Source organism: Kocuria sp. KH4, assembly GCF_053711175.1.
Window position 1 is genome coordinate 142,575 of the sequence record NZ_JBSJYX010000004.1, and the last position, 16,215, is coordinate 158,789.

17 protein-coding genes are annotated in these 16,215 nt (G+C 75.6%); 5 read left to right on the top strand and 12 right to left on the bottom strand.

Annotation, left to right across the window (positions count from 1 at the left end; genetic code table 11):
- Positions 1-77: 77 nt before the first annotated feature.
- The gene (locus tag ACWCOM_RS05075) at positions 78-1,199 is read left to right on the top strand and encodes an S-(hydroxymethyl)mycothiol dehydrogenase (protein ID WP_454547646.1); all 1,122 of its coding nucleotides are present in this window, start codon (positions 78-80) and stop codon (positions 1,197-1,199) included.
- On the top strand, positions 1,196-1,981 hold the full coding sequence (locus tag ACWCOM_RS05080) for an MBL fold metallo-hydrolase (RefSeq protein ID WP_454547647.1): 786 nt from the start codon (positions 1,196-1,198) through the stop codon (positions 1,979-1,981). The genes ACWCOM_RS05075 and ACWCOM_RS05080 overlap by 4 nt, the downstream gene beginning before the upstream one ends.
- Before the next feature lie 42 nt (positions 1,982-2,023).
- On the opposite strand, the gene ACWCOM_RS05085 is transcribed toward ACWCOM_RS05080, so the two are convergent.
- Together ACWCOM_RS05085 and ACWCOM_RS05090 are read right to left on the bottom strand one after the other, a co-directional pair.
- Positions 2,024-3,331: a hypothetical protein gene (locus ACWCOM_RS05085; protein WP_454547648.1), complete on the bottom strand. Its 1,308-nt coding sequence runs from the start codon at positions 3,329-3,331 to the stop codon at positions 2,024-2,026.
- Between the two features lie 157 nt (positions 3,332-3,488).
- Positions 3,489-4,550 (bottom strand): MIP/aquaporin family protein, encoded by a 1,062-nt coding sequence (locus tag ACWCOM_RS05090; RefSeq protein ID WP_454547649.1) that lies wholly within the window; start codon positions 4,548-4,550, stop codon positions 3,489-3,491.
- Positions 4,551-4,739: 189 nt separating this feature from the next.
- On the opposite strand from ACWCOM_RS05090, the gene ACWCOM_RS05095 reads away from it, so the two are divergent.
- On the top strand, positions 4,740-5,846 hold the full coding sequence (locus tag ACWCOM_RS05095) for an ADP-ribosylglycohydrolase family protein (protein WP_454547650.1): 1,107 nt from the start codon (positions 4,740-4,742) through the stop codon (positions 5,844-5,846).
- Here the strand turns inward: ACWCOM_RS05095 and ACWCOM_RS05100 are convergent.
- The 8 genes from ACWCOM_RS05100 to clpS all read right to left on the bottom strand — a co-directional run bounded on the left by ACWCOM_RS05100 (position 5,812) and on the right by clpS (position 11,748).
- On the bottom strand, positions 5,812-6,492 hold the full coding sequence (locus ACWCOM_RS05100) for an exonuclease domain-containing protein (RefSeq protein WP_454547651.1): 681 nt from the start codon (positions 6,490-6,492) through the stop codon (positions 5,812-5,814). The genes ACWCOM_RS05095 and ACWCOM_RS05100 overlap by 35 nt on opposite strands.
- Positions 6,493-6,514: 22 nt before the next feature.
- On the bottom strand, positions 6,515-7,381 hold the full coding sequence (locus ACWCOM_RS05105; protein WP_454547652.1) for a phosphotransferase family protein: 867 nt from the start codon (positions 7,379-7,381) through the stop codon (positions 6,515-6,517).
- Positions 7,382-7,404: 23 nt separating this feature from the next.
- Entirely contained in the window at positions 7,405-8,055 is a 651-nt protein-coding gene (gene rdgB / locus ACWCOM_RS05110) for an RdgB/HAM1 family non-canonical purine NTP pyrophosphatase (RefSeq protein WP_454547653.1), read from the bottom strand.
- Entirely contained in the window at positions 8,048-8,833 is a 786-nt protein-coding gene (gene rph, locus ACWCOM_RS05115) for a ribonuclease PH (RefSeq protein ID WP_454547654.1), read from the bottom strand. The genes rdgB and rph overlap by 8 nt, the downstream gene beginning before the upstream one ends.
- Positions 8,834-8,889: 56 nt before the next feature.
- Positions 8,890-9,717: an MBL fold metallo-hydrolase gene (locus ACWCOM_RS05120; protein ID WP_454547655.1), complete on the bottom strand. Its 828-nt coding sequence runs from the start codon at positions 9,715-9,717 to the stop codon at positions 8,890-8,892.
- 58 nt (positions 9,718-9,775) lie between these two features.
- Positions 9,776-10,720: a glutamate racemase gene (gene murI / locus ACWCOM_RS05125; protein WP_454547656.1), complete on the bottom strand. Its 945-nt coding sequence runs from the start codon at positions 10,718-10,720 to the stop codon at positions 9,776-9,778.
- A 128-nt stretch (positions 10,721-10,848) separates the two neighbouring features.
- The gene (locus ACWCOM_RS05130; protein ID WP_454547657.1) at positions 10,849-11,409 is read right to left on the bottom strand and encodes a DUF2017 domain-containing protein; all 561 of its coding nucleotides are present in this window, start codon (positions 11,407-11,409) and stop codon (positions 10,849-10,851) included.
- A complete protein-coding gene (gene clpS / locus ACWCOM_RS05135; protein ID WP_454547658.1) occupies positions 11,410-11,748 on the bottom strand; it encodes an ATP-dependent Clp protease adapter ClpS in 339 nt (112 codons plus the stop codon).
- A 55-nt stretch (positions 11,749-11,803) separates the two neighbouring features.
- On the opposite strand from clpS, the gene ACWCOM_RS05140 reads away from it, so the two are divergent.
- Both ACWCOM_RS05140 and ACWCOM_RS05145 read left to right on the top strand, forming a co-directional pair.
- The gene (locus ACWCOM_RS05140) at positions 11,804-13,153 is read left to right on the top strand and encodes a nicotinate phosphoribosyltransferase (protein WP_454547659.1); all 1,350 of its coding nucleotides are present in this window, start codon (positions 11,804-11,806) and stop codon (positions 13,151-13,153) included.
- Between the two features lie 76 nt (positions 13,154-13,229).
- On the top strand, positions 13,230-13,841 hold the full coding sequence (locus tag ACWCOM_RS05145) for an isochorismatase family protein (protein ID WP_454547660.1): 612 nt from the start codon (positions 13,230-13,232) through the stop codon (positions 13,839-13,841).
- A gap of 72 nt (positions 13,842-13,913) precedes the next feature.
- Here ACWCOM_RS05145 and ACWCOM_RS05150 read toward each other — a convergent pair whose 3' ends face one another.
- Positions 13,914-15,716: a DEAD/DEAH box helicase gene (locus ACWCOM_RS05150; protein ID WP_454547661.1), complete on the bottom strand. Its 1,803-nt coding sequence runs from the start codon at positions 15,714-15,716 to the stop codon at positions 13,914-13,916.
- A 124-nt stretch (positions 15,717-15,840) separates the two neighbouring features.
- A complete protein-coding gene (locus ACWCOM_RS05155; protein WP_454547662.1) occupies positions 15,841-16,179 on the bottom strand; it encodes a DUF3039 domain-containing protein in 339 nt (112 codons plus the stop codon).
- Positions 16,180-16,215 lie beyond the last annotated feature (36 nt).

Genomic DNA, 16,215 nt, shown 5'->3' on the forward strand with positions numbered 1-16,215 from the left:
GGCGCGTCCTTCCCTAGACTGGGGCGCAGGGTTCCGGTCCGGAACCGCCACGCCGTCCGCAGAAAGGACCATCCCCCATGCACGAGGTCAGAGGAGTCGTCGTCAAGGCGAAGAACGAACCGGCCACCCTGGAGACGATCCTGGTGCCGGACCCGGGGCCCGGCGAGGCCCTGGTGGACGTGCTCACCTGCGGGGTGTGCCAGACGGACCTGCATTACAAGGTGGGCGCGGTGGGCGAGGACTTCCCCTACCTGCTGGGCCACGAGGCCTCCGGGATCGTCTCGGCCGTCGGGGAGGGGGTGACGGAGGTCGCCGTGGGCGACCACGTGATCCTGAACTGGCGGGCCGTGTGCGGCGAGTGCCGGGCCTGCCGCAAGGGCGAGCCCTGGTACTGCTTCGCGACCCACAACGCCACCCAGAAGATGACGCTCGCCGACGGCACCCCGCTGACCCCGGCCCTGGGCATCGGCTCGTTCGCGGAGAAGACCCTGGTGGCGGCGGGGCAGTGCACCAAGATCGAGGGCGAGCTCGAACCCCACCAGTACGCGGCCGTGGGGCTGCTCGGCTGCGGGGTGATGGCCGGGATCGGGGCGGTGCTCAACACCGGCGCCGTCCAGCGCGGGGAGTCCGTGGCCGTGATCGGCTGCGGGGGCGTCGGCACCGCGGCCGTCGCCGGGGCCGCCCTGGCCGGGGCGACCACGATCATCGCCGTGGACCTCGACGACGACAAGCTCGCCCAGGCCCGGTCCTTCGGGGCCACCCACACCGTGAACTCACGGGAGCAGGACGCCGTCGAGGCGATCCGGGAGCTCACCGGCGGCTTCGGCGCCGACCTGGTGATCGACGCCGTGGGCATCGCCCCGACCTTCAAGCAGGCCTTCGAGGCCCGCGACCTGGCCGGGCGGATGGTGCTGGTGGGGGTCCCGGCCCCGGGGACGACCTGGGAGATCCCGCTGGACGAGGTCTTCGGGCGCGGCGGGTCCATCAAGTCCGCCTGGTACGGCGACACGCTGCCGTCGCGGGACTTCCCGATGCTGGTGGACCAGTACCGGCTGGGCCGGCTGGACCTGGACGGCTTCGTCACCGAGCGCATCGGCATCGAGGACGTGGAGCCCGCGTTCGAGAAGATGACGGCCGGCACGGTGCTGCGCTCCGTCGTCGAGATCGCCCCGGTGCCGGGCACGGAGGCCACCCGATGAGCGCCCCCGGACCCACGCCCGGCTCCGCGTCCGGAGCGTCCGCGCCCGATCCGGCCGCCCCGGACGTCGACGGCGACGCCCTGCCCGACACCGTGCGCGCGCACCCCGACGACTCCGGGGCCGTGCCCGCACGCCCCGGCGCCGGGCGGACGCGGATCGAGCGGCTGGTCACCGCCGGCACGTTCTCCCTGGACGGGGGCACCTGGGAGGTCGAGAACAACGTGTGGATCGTCGGCGACGACGACGCGTGCGTGGTGATCGACCCCGCCCACGACCCGCAGAAGGTCGTGGAGGCCGTGGCGGGGCGGCGAGTCGTCGCGATCCTGCTCACGCACGCCCACGACGACCACATCCGCGCCGTGAAGGAGGTCGCCGGGCAGGTGGGCGCGGACATCCACCTGCACCCGGACGACACCGTGCTGTGGGAGCAGGTCTACCCGCACACCGCCTTCGACGCCGAGCTCGCCGACGGACAGGAGTTCACCGTCGGCGGCACGACCCTCACGGTGTTGCACACCCCCGGGCACTCCCCGGGCTCGGTGTGCTTCTCCGCCCCCGGCCTCGGGGAGCACGGGGTCGTGTTCTCCGGCGACACCCTGTTCCAGGGCGGGCCCGGGGCCACCGGGCGCTCCTACAGCGACTTCGCCACGATCATCGACTCGATCCGTGATCGGCTGCTGAGCCTGCCCGAGGGCACCGAGGTGCTCACCGGGCACGGGGACCCCACCACGGTCGGGGCCGAGGCCCCGCACCTGCAGGAGTGGATCGACCGCGGCCACTGAGCCGACCCGTCCCGCCGGGCCCGGTGCCGGGCCCGGCGGGACTCACCCCTCGTCGAGGAGGGTGCGCCGCCACCGGTGGACGAAGCCCAGGGCCCCGGCGAGCAGCAGGGCCGCGGAGCCCACGGGCACCAGCGCCGCGGTGCGGTAGCCCCACGTCTCCCCGAACCACCCGGAGAGCACGAGACCCACGGTGAGCCCCACGCTCATCGCCGCCGTCATCACCGTGGTGAGGGCCGTGACCCGCGAGCTCGGCGCGACGAGCCGCGCGAGCTCGTAGACGGCCACCAGGCAGGGACCCGTGGTCAGCCCGGCCAGCGCCAGGGCGAGCACCATCCCCACCGAGCCGTCCGGGACGGTCAGCAGCATCGAGGCCAGCACGGCCCCCGACGCCGCCCCCACCCAGCGGTTCCACAGCCGCAGCTCCTCCGTGCGGGCGGAGGCGAACACCGCCGCGACCGCCGAGGTCAGGCCCGTGACCGCGTACAGCCAGGCGACCGAGACCACCGCGTCCACGGAGATCGCGAAGACCACCACGGAGCCCAGGATCGACCCCAGCAGGGCGCCCAGCGCCCCCATGCCCAGCACCGGGAGCATGCGCAGCTGCGCGGTCCGGCGGCGCCGGAGCCGGGCCGCCCGGGTGAGCCCGGCGGGGACCGGGGCGCGGAAGCGGATGAGCCGGCGCGGCAGCCGCGCCGAGCAGTGCAGGAGGAACACGGTGGTGCCCGCCAGGGTGAGGGCCGCCGAGAGCGCCAGCACGGCGGCCGGCCCGAGCGTCACGGCCACGAGCCCGGTGACCGCGGCCGCCAGGACCGTCGCCAGGGAGTCCATGACGCTCTCGTGGCGCAGCGCCGTGTCGAAGAGGTCGTGCCGGTCGTCCCGGCCGAGCAGCGACCACCAGCGCAGCCGGCAGACCACGCCCATCTGCGGCAGGACGAGCCCGGCGAGCAGGCACGGCAGGACCAGCCGGGCGGGATCGGGCTCCGGAGCGGCGGAGGCCCCCGGCAGCAGCCGGACCAGCCACCAGACCGCCACCGGGTTCGCCAGCGTGAGCAGGACGAGACCGAGCTGGCGCCCCCGCCAGGAGGCGGCCGCCCCCATGGCCAGTCCGCACACGGCCGAGCCGAGGGTCACGGCCCCGGCGCACAGCGTGCCCAGGGCCGGCGACCCGGAGATCAGGGCCACCGTGGTCAGCACGCCCAGCGGCACCATGGTCTGGGGCAGGCGCACCAGCAGCGTCAGCACCGGGTAGAGGGCGCCGCTGACGGCGGCGAGCTCACGGGAGTCGGCCAGCGGGGACCTGCTGGCCATGCTGATCCCACCGAGCGGTTCGGGGGCGCGCGTGCTGCTCACGGGGGTGGTCCGGTTCCTTCCGGTGGGGGCCGGGACACGCCTCAGCCTAGCCACGGCCCCGGTCGATGACGGAAAGCGTCGGCCCCGCGGGCCGCCCCGGCGCGGGCCGGGGACGCCGGGAGCCGCCCGCGCCGGGGCGGGCGGCCGCGTCCGCCGCTCAGGCCGACGGGCCCCGGTGCTCCCCGCCGCGGGCGGACCCCGCGACGGACCCCTCGGCGGCGGTGCCGTCGTGGCCGGTGCCGTCGTGGCCGGTGCCGTCGTGGCCGGTGCCGTCGTGGGCGGTGCCGTCCGTCGCGGTGCCGGCCCGCGGGCGCCGGAGGTCGGCCACGCGGTGGGCCAGCCCGGCCACGAGGCCGCCGAGCAGCGGGGCCACCCAGAAGAGCCACAGCTGCCCGAGGTGGGACGAGCCCGCGACCACGGCGGCACCGGTGGAGCGGGCCGGGTTCAGCGAGCCGCCGTCGAACGGGGCGGTGACCGTCAGCAGGAAGGCGAGCGCCGCGGCCATCGCGACCGGGGCCAGCACGGCGTTGGCCCGGGGCGCGGTCGAGCCGAGCACCACGAGGGCGAGCAGGGCGGTGGCGACGAACTCGACCAGCAGGACCGTGGTCCACCCCGCCTGCGAGGCGGAGTTCGATCCGAAGCCGTTGGAGATCCCGCCGATCACCTGGGCGGTGGTGGCGGCGTCCAGCAGGGTCATCAGCACGGCCCACAGCACGCCGGCGGCGCTCAGGGCGCCCAGCACCTGGGCCACCACGTAGCCGACCGCGGGGCCCGGGGCGGTCCGGCCCGCGACCACGGCGGCCAGCGTCACGGCCGGGTTGAAGTGGCCGCCGGAGACGTGCCCGAAGGCCACGACCGCCGCGAGCAGGCCGAGGCCGAAGCCGAGCGCGGAGTCGATGACCTCGGTGGCGAACATGCCGGTGCCCAGTCCGGCGAAGACGAGCAGCGCCGTGCCCGCGAACTCCGCGGCCCACCGCGCCGGGGCGGAGTGCTCCCCCGGCCCGGGTCCCGGTGCCGGGTCCTTGCGCGCGGCCGCGGGCACGGGGGCCGCGAGACCCGGGGGCTCGGGGGCGCGCCGGCCGGCGCGGACCGCGGTGCCGGGGCGGTCCTCGGGCCCGGTGCCGGGGCGGGCGGAGGTGGCCGTGGACGTGCGGGTGCTGCCGTGGGCGGGGTCCTCGGCGCCGGGGCGCACGGAGGTCGTGCGGGAGTGCTCGGTCATCGGGTTCTCCTGGGGGTCGGGTCGACACGGACGGGGTGCCGTGACGGTGCGGGCGGCGGACGCCCGTGCCATGGAAGCACAGTCCACCTGAGAGCGCGGTGAGACACCGGGGCGCGGACCCGGACCGCACCGCCGGGCCGCACCGCGGGACCGCGCGGACGGGCCGTCCGGCCCGACTACACTGACCGCATGCCTGGACCCCTCCTCCGCCCCGACGCCGGCCACGATCCCGCCCGGCCCGAGTACGCCGACTCCGTGCGCGCCGCCCTGCTGGGCGGGGCCCTGGGGGACGCGACGGGCCGCCGGGCCGGCGCGGAGGCCGAGCCGCCGGGCGCCGAGGGCGGCACCGGGCGGCTGCAGGTCTCCGCCGACACGCAGCTGACCCTCTACACGCTGGACGCCCTCCTGGAGGTCGTGGAGTGGGCCAACGACGGTCAGCCCGCCGACGAGACCGCCTGCCTGTGGCTGGCGTACCTGCGCTGGCTGCGCACCCAGGGGGTCCCCCATCCGGCGGAGGCGCCGCGGCCCCTGCCGCGCCGGCTCGACGAGCTCGAGGTCCTGCACGCCGTCCGGCACCCGGCGGACACGGTGCTGGAGGCCCTGCGGAGCGGGCGGATGGGCGAGGTCGAGCGGCCGCTGCTGCCGGACGCCGAGGACGCCGCGGCCGTGCTGCGCTCCGCCCCCTTCGGCCTGCTGCCCCACGTGGGGTGGCGCACCCTCGCGCCGCTGGCCATCAACGGCGCGGCGCTGACGCACGGGCACCCCGAGGCGCAGACCGCCGCGGCGGTCTACGGCTTCACCGTCCACGCCGCCGTCCGGGCCCGCCGGGAGGGGGCGGCACGCCCGGTCGCCGCCGCCGTGGCCGCCGCCCGCGAGACCGCCGCGCACCTCACCCGTCCGGTCGCCGAGACCCTCGCCCGGCTCGACGACGCCGTGCGCGCCGCCGGCGATCCCGGGCCGCTGCCCGACGGGCACCCGGAGGTCCTCGGCGCGGCGCCCACGGCGCCCGTGGTCCTGGCCGCCGGGCTGTGGGCGGCCCTGCGCGCCGAGGCGGAGCCCGAAGACTCGGCGGCCGGGAACCCGGAGTCCGTGTTCCGCCGCGCGGTGGAGCTGGGCACGGCCGCCGGCGCCGTCCCGGGCGGTGCGGGATCGATCGCCGGCGCCGTCACGGGGGCCGCGCGCGGCACCGCCGCCCTGCCCCCGGAGTGGCTGGCCTCGCTGGACGCCCGGGACGCGGTGGCCGAGTCCGCCGAGCGCTGGCTCAGGGAAGTCGGGGCGCCAGGCGCCGGACGCTGAGACCGCAGCCGGCGAGCAGCGCCCCGACCGTGCCCGCCCCGGAGCGCCGGACGAGGTCCACCACGATCCCGGCGCAGGCCCGGGCGTCCTCGAGGGCGTCGTGGTGGCGCTCCAGGGGGACGCCGGCGGCCTCCGCCGCCCGCGGCAGCGCGTAGGACGGCAGGTCGTAGCCGCGCCGGGCCAGCGCCAGGCTGCACGCGTACGCCAGCGGGGCGTGCCGGGTGCCCGTCTCCGCGCAGGCCGCGCGGATCACGCCCATGTCGAAGGCCGCGTTGTGCGCCACCACCAGCTCGTCGGCGTCCTCGGCGAGGATCCAGTCCTCGATCCGGGGCCACAGCTCGTCGAAGACGGGGTGCTCGGCGACGGTGCGCTCGGTGATGCCGTGGATGCGCACGTTGCCGGGGTCGAAGGCCGCGCGTGTGCGCGGGGGCCGCATGTACGCGGAGCGCTCCTCCACCACCACCCCGCCGCGGACCCGCACCAGTCCCACCGCGCACGGCGAGCCGATGAAGCGGTTGGCGGTCTCGAAGTCGATCGCGGTGAAGTCGAGGGAGGACGGGGCCGCCGCGCCGGTCGTCCCCGGCCCGGAGGCCGCGGCGGGGAACGGTGGGCGGAGGTCGGTGTCGGGGGAAGCGGGGAACGGCACCGGAACAGCCTACTGCCCCGGCTCAGGCGTGGACGCCGCGCAGGTGGGTCTCGATCCACTCGTCCGCCCGGGCGATGGCCTGGTTGACCTGGGCGGTGTCGAGCTCGTGGTGCATGGCGTACGCGACCGCCTGCAGCGGGAAGGTGCGCGCGTGCAGCCGGGCCCGCTCGTAGACGGGCTCGGACACGGCGCCGCGCAGGGCGTCCCAGCCGTACCACAGCCCGAGGGAGGCGGCGTCGTGCGCGGGGTCGTAGAGGCAGGCGTGGTCCCAGTCGATGATGCCGGTGAGCTCCTCCCCGTCCCAGAGCATGTTGTGCCCCATCAGGTCCCCGTGCACCAGGGAGGGCGTGACGGTGGGCAGCGCCGCGAGCTCGGCCACGCACCGCAGGGCCGCGCCCTGGTTGCGGGGCAGCAGCCGCGGGATGACCTCGTCCAGGAGCACGTGCCGGCGGCGGTGCCCGCCCCAGTGCTGGCCGGGCCGGTCCAGGTAGGGGGCGAAGCCGGAGGCGTCGACCTCCGCGAGCTCGGTCAGCACCCGGTGGAGCACGGCCGGGTCACCGTGCCCGGGCGGGTGCGGCACGCCGGGGAGCCAGGTTAGCCCCACGCCGGTGTAGCCGTTGGCGGCCACCACGCCCGTCACCGGCCGCGGGGTCGCGAAGGAGAAGCGGGGCAGCCGGCGCAGCACCTCGGTGCGCCGCTCCACCTGCTCGCAGACGGTGGCGTTCTTGGCGATCCGCACGGAGATGATGTGCCCCACGTTCACCACCACGTGCGCGGAGCCGCCGGCGTGGACCTCCCAGTCGCTGCACGCCACGCTGATCCCCGCCTCGGCCAGGACGGCCTCGACGGCGCCGGCGAAGGGGAGGTGCTGGAGCGACGACCAGGGCATGGGGTGTCTTCTCGGTCCGGGCGTCAGTGGGGGACGGCGCCGGTGTCCGCGCCGAGCGCGGCCAGGAGGTGCGGGAGCAGGGCGGTCATGGCCCGCCCCCGGTGGCTGACGGCGTTCTTCTCCGCGCGGGTGAGCTGGGCGACGGAGCGGTCGGAGCCCTCGGGCAGCAGGACGGGGTCGTAGCCGAAGCCGCCCTCCCCCACGGGCTCCCGCAGCAGGGTGCCGCGCAGCGTCCCGGTCTCCACGTGCTCCTGCCCGCCGGGGGTGACGAGGGCCGCGGCGCACACGAACTCGGCGCCGCGGTGGGCGTCGGGGATGTCGGCGAGCTGGTCGAGCAGCAGCCGCAGGTTCGCGGCGTCGTCGCCGTGCCGGCCGGACCACCGCGCCGAGAAGATCCCGGGGGCGCCGTGCAGGACGTCCACGGCCAGCCCGGAGTCGTCGGCCACGGCGATCAGCCCGGTCGCGGCGGCCGCGGAGCGGGCCTTGAGCAGGGCGTTGGCCTCGAAGGTGGTGCCGTCCTCGACGACGTCGGGGGCCCCGGCGGCGGCGGCGTCCACCACGAGCCGCTGCACGTCCGTCCCGGGCAGCGCGGCCGCGATCATCTCCCGCAGCTCGGTCAGCTTGCCGGCGTTGTGGGTGGCGAGCACCACGCGGGCGCCGTCGTGCTCAGGCACCGTCGCCCTCCCGCAGCGTCTCCACCTGGATCTGGGTCAGCTGGGCGCAGCCGGCGAGCGCCAGGTCCAGCAGGGCGTCGAGCTCGGCGCGGTCGAACGGGGCGCCCTCGGCGGTGCCCTGCACCTCCACGAAGTCGCCGGAGCCGGTGACCACCACGTTCATGTCGGTCTCGGCGCGCACGTCCTCCACGTAGGGGAGGTCGAGCATCGGCACCCCGTCGATGATCCCCACGGAGACGGCGGCGACGGTGTCGGTCAGCGGCTGGGCGCGCCGGGCGATCAGCCCCTCGGCGCGCGCCCAGCTCACCGCCTCGGCCAGCGCCACGTAGGCGCCGGTGATCGCGGCGGTGCGGGTCCCGCCGTCGGCCTGGAGGACGTCGCAGTCGAGGACCACGGTGTTCTCCCCCAGGGCGGAGAGGTCGATGACCGAGCGCAGGGACCGGCCGATCAGCCGGGAGATCTCGTGGGTGCGCCCGCCGATCTTGCCCTTGACGGACTCCCGGGCGGAGCGGGTGGAGGTGGCGCGCGGGAGCATCGCGTACTCGGCGGTCACCCAGCCGCGCCCCTCCCCCTTCAGCCAGCGCGGGACCCCCTCCGTCACGGAGGCGGTGCACAGCACGCGGGTGCTGCCGAACTCCACGAGCGCGGAGCCCTCCGCCTGCTGGGACCAGCCGCGGGTGATGGTGATGGGCCGCAGCTCGTCGGGCGAGCGGCCGTCCGCCCGGGTCGCCCCCGGGGTCGAGGAGGCCGGTGCGGTCGTGTCGACGGGGGTTTCCATGGGCCCCACCTTACTCCTCGGTCCGGACCGGGGAGGCCCCTCCGCGGCGCCGGGGCTCACGGGCCGACGGCGGCCGCGGGGCGGCCGCTGCTGTGCCGGACGATGCGGTAGGTGTAGGCCGGCTCGGCCAGGCCGATGGGCCCGTCGAAGACCTCCTCGGCCTCCTCCACGGCCCGCGTGGGCGAGTTCCAGACGGGCAGGTGGGTCAGCAGCAGCTTGCGCGCCCCCGCGTCCCGGGCCGCCTCGCCGGCGCGCCGCCCGGTGAGGTGGATGCCGCGCAGGGCGTCGTCGCGGCCCTCGTGGTAGGCGGCCTCGCAGAGGAACACGTCGGCGTCGTGCGCGGCGCGCACGAGGCCCGCGCAGGCGTCGGTGTCCCCGGAGTAGGCCAGCGTGCTGGGCCCCATCACCCCGTCGTAGTCCAGGCGCAGGGCGTAGGGCTCGGCGATGGGGTGCTCCACCAGGTAGGGCGTGACCGTGAACGGCCCGATCCGCACGGGCTGCTCGGGCACCCAGGAGTGGAACTCGAACTCCCCGTGCATGCCCGGGTCCAGCGGCAGGCCGTGGGTGCCGCTGAGGTAGTCGTGGATCCCGGTGGGCCCCCACAGCGGGATCCGGGCCCCGCCCCAGCCGCGCGGGTCCCACTTGACGGCCACGTGCAGCCCGGCGAGGTCGATGCAGTGGTCCGGGTGGAGGTGGCTGACCAGCACGGCGTCGATGTCGTGCAGGTCCAGGTGCCGCTGGAGCACGCCCAGGGCGCCGTTGCCCATGTCCAGCAGGATCCGCCAGACCCGCCCGGCGGCGTCCTCGCCGCTGACCAGGTAGCAGGAGGCCGGGGAGTCCGGACCCGCGAAGGATCCGGTGCATCCGATGATGGTGAGTTTCATGGGCGAGGGCCTTCCAGGGGAACCGGTGGGACGGCGGCCGCACCGGCCGCGGGGCTGCTCAGGGAGCCGAGGAGCCGGCGCCCCCGATCATCTCCGGGGTGATCCGGGCGAGCGAGCCCGTGGGGAACTGCTCCGCCACGGAGCTGGTGTGCCGCACGCGCGCCACCTCCGGGCCCAGGAAGCGCCGGGCGAGGACCTCGAAGGACGCCGCGTCCCCGGTGGCGAGGAACTCGTGCCGGGCGGTCCCGCCCGGCGTCCCCGGCTCGCGCTCGAGCCCGTGGCTCACGAGCGCCCGGTAGACGTCCTGGGCGGTCTCCTCCGCGCTGGAGACCAGGGTGACGGTGTCGCCCATGACGTAGGAGATCACGCCGGTGAGCAGCGGGTAGTGGGTGCAGCCCAGCACGAGGGTGTCCACGCCGGCGTCCTTGAGCGGGCCGAGGTAGCCCTGCGCCGTCGCGAGCAGACCGGGGCCGGTGGTGACCCCCGCCTCCACGTAGTCGACGAACGCCGGGCAGGCCACCGAGTCGATCCGCAGGTGCGGGGCGGCGGCGAAGGTGTCGTCGTAGGCGCGCGAGCCCACCGTGGCCTCGGTGCCGATCACGCCGATCCGGCCGTTGCGGGTCGAGGCCACCGCGCGGCGCACCGCCGGCTGGATCACCTCGACCACCGGGATGCCGTAGACCCGGGTGTAGCGCTCCCGGGCGTCGCGCAGCACCGCGGCCGAGGCCGTGTTGCAGGCGATCACCAGCAGCTTCACCCCGGAGTCGACGAGCTCGTCCATGATCCGCAGGGCGTGCGCCCGCACCTCGGCGATCGGCAGGGGCCCGTAGGGCCCGTGCGCGGTGTCGCCCACGTAGACGATCTCCTCGTGCGGGAGCTGGTCGATGATGGCGCGGGCCACGGTGAGCCCGCCCACCCCGGAGTCGAACACGCCGATGGGTGAACCGGGATTGGGGCCGCGCGCGGCCCGGCCGCCGGGCCCGAAGGCGTCGTCATCCTGCATATCGTCAAGAGCGTAGTCCCGGGCGTGCCGCCGTCCCAAACCCCACGGCGGGGGCGGCGGTGTGATCACGGTCACCCATCCCTGCTGCCGGGCCGCCCCTGCCGGCTCCGCCGCCGGTCAGCCCGGGGTCAGGGGCGGGGCAGCTCGTGCAGCAGCGCCTCCATGAGGGTCTCCTGCAGCCACGAGACGAAGTTGTACAGCAGCGACATGTACGCCTCGACGTCCTCGATCGTGGACCAGTCGTCGTAGCGGCCGACCCGTTCGGCGTCCTCCGGGCTGCGGATCTCCAGCCGGTCGGCCAGCACCAGGCGGACGTCGTTGAGCGCCTGCCCGAAGGCCTGGGCCTGCTCGGGGTCCAGGCGCACGGGCTGGGCCTCCAGGGCCAGGGCGGCCTGCTTGAGCGCGCCCATCTTGGCCTCCCGCAGCCCCCGCTCCGTGTACCGGCGGAACTCCGCGGCCCGCTCCGGGTCCGTGCTGGCGTCGGGCAGCAGCCGCCGCAGCGCGGAGTCCGCCGGGGCGGAGGCGTCCGCGAACACCCCGAGCATCCGTTCCAGCGGGTCCTGCGCGGCCGGCTCCTCGGGGGCCAGGGTCTGCGCCACGTCCGCGAAGAGCTTCTGCAGCAGCTCCTTCTCCGCGTCCTCGAACCGGGCGGTGATGCCCTTGCGCGTCGATCGGAATCCCTGTGCCACTCAGCGTCCCCCCGCCTGCTCGAAGGTGGCCCACAGCCCGAAGCCGTGCATGGCCGCCGTGTGCGTCTCGGCCTCCTCCAGGGAGCCGCTGGCCACCACGGAGCGCCCCTGGTGGTGGACCTCCAGCATCAGGGCCCGGGCCTTGTCCTCCGGGTAGCCGAAGTAGGAGCGGAACACGTACGTCACGTAGCTCATGAGGTTGACCGGGTCGTCCCAGACGACCACGTTCCAGGGGCGCTGGGTCGCCGAGGACACCGACGTCTCCTCGGTGGTCCGGGTGCCGGTCTCCGGGGACACGGTGGCCGCGGCGCGGACGGCGGCGGGGAGGGTGCAGTGCATGGTCCGTCCATCGTAGCGAGTCCCGGAGGCGGGGCGCACCGGCGGCGTCGCTAGAGTGGTGCCCGTGAACCAGCGCAGCCACCCGTGGACCCCGCCGCCCACGTCCCTCATGACCGACCACTACGAGCTGACCATGCTGCAGGCGGCCCTGCACTCGGGCACCGCGCACCGGCGCAGCGTGTTCGAGGTGTTCGCCCGGCGCCTGCCGGCCGGGCGCCGCTACGGCGTGGTGGCCGGCACCGGCCGCCTGCTGGAGGGCCTCGAGAGCTTCTGCTTCGACGACGAGCAGCTGAGCTTCCTCGCCGGCACCGGCGTGGTGAACCGCTCCACCCTGGACTACCTGGCCGGCTTCCGGTTCACCGGCTCCGTCTCCGGCTACGCCGAGGGAGAGGCGTACTTCCCGTCCTCGCCGCTGCTCGTGGTGGAGGCGACGTTCGCGGAGGCGTGCGTGCTGGAGACGTACTTCCTGTCCGTGCTCAACTACGACAGCGCCGTGGCCTCGGCCGCCTCCCGCATGGTCGGCGCCGCGGCGGGGCGCCCGTGCATCGAGATGGGCTCGCGCCGGGCCCACGAGGAGGCGGCCGTCGCGGCGGCGCGCGCCGCGGTGATCGGCGGCTTCGACTCGACGTCCAACCTCGAGGCCGGCCACCGCTACGGGCTGCGGACCGTGGGCACGGCCGCGCACTCCTTCACCCTCCTGCACGACAGCGAGGAGGACGCCTTCCGCGCCCAGCTGGAGTCGATGGGCCGCGGCACCACGCTGCTCGTGGACACCTACGACGTGGAGGCGGCCGTGCGCACGGCCGTGCGGCTCGCCGGGCCCGAGCTGGGCGGGGTGCGCCTGGACTCCGGGGACCTCGTCACCCAGGCCTCGTGGGTCCGCGGCCTGCTCGACGAGCTCGGCAACCCGGACACCCGGATCACCGTGACCTCCGACCTCGACGAGTACGCCATCGCCGCCCTCAACGCCGCCCCGGTCGACGCGTTCGGCGTGGGCACCCGCGTGGTCACCGGCTCGGGCGCCCCGACCTCCTCGATGGTCTACAAGCTCGTGGCCCGGGAGGACTCCTCCGGGACGCTGCAGCCCGTGGCCAAGGCCGCCGTGGGCAAGGCCTCCATCGGCGGGCGCAAGTACGCGCTGCGCCGCCGCGACGAGCGCGGCACCGCCACCCACGAGCTGGTCGGGATCGGCCGGTCCCCGCTCGACGACGGCGACGACCGGCCCCTGCTCGAGGACTTCGTCCGCGACGGCCAGCTGCTCGACGGCTGGACCGGCCCGGCCGGGGTGGAGCGGGCGCGGGCCCGGCACACCGCCTCGATCGCCGAGCTCCCCCGCTCCGCCCGGCGGCTCAGCGAGGGCGACCCCGTGATCCCCACCGTCGTCGAGCCCGACGCCGCCGTCTGAACCCCGTCCCCACCGATCCGCACCCCACCGGCCCGAGCCCGTCCCACCGGAGCCGGCCGACCAGAGAAGGAGCACCATGAGGACCGCACTGATCGTCGTCGACGTGCAGAACGACTTCTGCGAGGGCGGGGCGCTCCCCGTGACCGGCGGCGCCGAGGTGGCCGCCGCCGTGTCGGAGCACCTCGAGAACCACCACGGGGAGTACGCCGCGGTCGCCGCGACCCAGGACTGGCACGTCGACCCGGGGGCGCACTTCTCCGACGAGCCCGACTACGTGCACTCCTGGCCCGTGCACTGCGTGGCCGAGTCGACCGGCGCGCACTCGCACCCGGACCTGGACACCGACTGGATCCAGGCGTGGTTCCGCAAGGGCGAGCACGACGCCGCCTACTCCGGCTTCGAGGGCCTGCTCGCCCCGGACGCGGACGTGCCGATGGGCGACGACGAGGACGTGGACGACGAGCCCGACGTCAGCCTCGACGACTGGCTGCGCGAGCACGAGATCGAGGCCGTGGACATCGTGGGCCTGGCCACCGACCACTGCGTGCGGGCCACCGCCCTGGACGCCGTGGAGGCCGGCTACGACACCCGGGTGCTGGTCGGGCTCACCGCCGGGGTCGCCGAGGCGTCCACCGCCCGCGCCCTGCAGGAGATGGCCGACGCGGGCGTGGAGCTCGTCCACCCCTGAGTCCTGCCGCGCGGTCGCGGCCGGCGGCGCCCCGGCGCTGCCCCGCCGCGGCCTCGCGCGGCGGGGGCGGGGTCATTTGCGGCCGATGAACCAGTCCTGGAGCTTCTGCACGCGGGCCTGCAGCTGCTCCTCGTTGGCCTGCGCCACCGGCGGGCCCCCGCAGACCCGGCGCAGCTCGTTGTGCACCATCCCGTGCGGGGTGCCCGTGCGCGAGGCCCAGGCCGAGACGTTCTTGGACAGCGTGGAGCGCAGCTCCTTGAGCCGCCGGTGGTCGGGCACCGTCGGCGCCTCCGGGGCCCGGGCCGTGCCCGAGCGCCGGCGGGCGTGCTGGGACTGCCGCTCCCGCAGCAGCGCCGAGACCTGGTCAGCCTCGAGCAGCCCGGGGATGCCCAGGAAGTCGGCCTCCTCCTCGGAGCCCACGGCCACGCCGCCGCCGAACGCTCCGCCGTCGAAGAGCACGCCGTGGAAGGACGCGTCGGAGCCGATGGCCTCGAAGCGGCCCTGCGCGAGGGTCGAGGACGCCTTCTCCTCGCGGTTGGCCTCCTCGAGCAGGTCGTCGTCCCAGCCCTCCTCCATCGGGTCCGCGGGCAGGCCGGTCTCCGCGGCCGCCGGCTTGTCGAGGGCGTGGTCCCGCTCGGCCTCCATCTCGTTGGCCAGCTGCATCAGGGCGGGCACGGACGGCAGGAACACGGACGCGGTCTCCCCGCGCTTGCGGGCGCGCACGAAGCGGCCGACGGCCTGGGCGAAGAACAGCGGGGTGGAGGTGGACGTCGCGTAGACGCCCACGGCCAGGCGCGGGACGTCCACGCCCTCCGAGACCATGCGCACGGCCACCATCCAGCGGCCGTCCCCGGTGGAGAAGTCGTCGATCCGGTCCGAGGCGCCCTTGTCGTCGGAGAGGACCACGGTGGGGTTCTCCCCGGTGATCCGGCGCAGCTGCGCGGCGTAGGCCTTGGCGTCCTGGTGGTCGGTCGCGATGACCAGCGCCCCGGCGTCGGGCACGGTGCGCCGCACCTCGGTGAGCCGCTGGTCGGCGGCCTGCAGCACCGAGGGGATCCACTGCCCCTGGGGGTCCAGCGCGGTGCGCCAGGCCTGCGAGGTGATGTCCTTGGTGAACCCCTCGCCGAGCTCCGCGGCCATCTCCTCGCCCGCGCTCGTGCGCCAGCGCATCTGCCCCGAGTACGCGAGGAAGATCACCGGGCGCACCACGTGGTCCTTCAGGGCGTCCCCGTAGCCGTAGGTGTAGTCGGCGCTGGAGCGGCGGATGCCGTCCCCGTCCTCCACGTAGCGCACGAAGGGGATCGGGGCGGTGTCCGAGCGGAACGGGGTGCCGGTCAGCGCCAGCCGGCGCACGGCCGGGTCGAACGCCTCCTGCAGGCCGTCGCCCCAGGTCAGGGAGTCCCCGGCGTGGTGGATCTCGTCCATGATCACCAGGGTGCGCCCGGCCTCGGTGCGGGCGCGGTGGAGCAGCGGCTTCATGGCCACCTGCGCGTACGTCACCGCGGCGCCGAGGTAGTCCCGGCCGTGGGAGCCGTCCGCGTTCTTGAAGTTCGGGTCGATCGCCAGCCCCACGCGGGCGGCGGCGTCCGCCCACTGCCGCTTGAGGTGGTCGGTGGGGGTCACCACCGTGATGCGGTTGACCGTGCCGCGGTCGAAGAGCTCCTTGGCCACCCGCAGCGCGAAGGTCGTCTTGCCGGCCCCGGGCGTCGCCACGGCCATGAAGTCCTGGGGCTGGGCCTCGAAGTAGCGCTGCAGCGCCTCCGCCTGCCAGGCGCGCAGCTTGGGGGCCGTCCCCCACGCGGCGCGGTCCGGATAGGCCGGGGGGAGATCGGCGGCAGCGTTGCCGAACAAGGACAGCTGGTCGTCCTGGGACACGGGGGCGACGTCCTTTCGCTCGTGGTGCCGCGGCCCGGCACGGGCGCGGCGGGTGGGGAGGGCGCGGCGGCGGGCCACGCAAAAGCGCCCGCCGGGGGCGGGCGCTTCGCCGGGAGGGCCGTGCTCAGCCCTGGTCGTCGCCGCTGTCGTTGCTCGGGCGCAGGCCCTCGTAGATCTCCTTGCAGGTGGGGCACACGGGGAACCGCTGCGGGTCCCGCCCCGGCACCCAGACCTTGCCGCACAGCGCGATCACGGGCTCGCCGGAGAGGGCGGACTCCATGATCTTCTCCTTGCGCACGTAGTGCGCGAAGCGCTCGTGGTCACCGGGCTCCTGGAGCTCCCGGGTCTCCTCCCGCTCGATGGTCGTGGTGCCGCCCGCCGGCTGCGCCGGATCGGTGCCGTAGGGGCTGTCGTCCGGCCCGCTGGTCGGGGTGCCGGTGGTGGGAGCGGGGAAGGGCTGCATGGGCGCCAGTTTACCCCGTCGCCGTGGCCGGGCGTG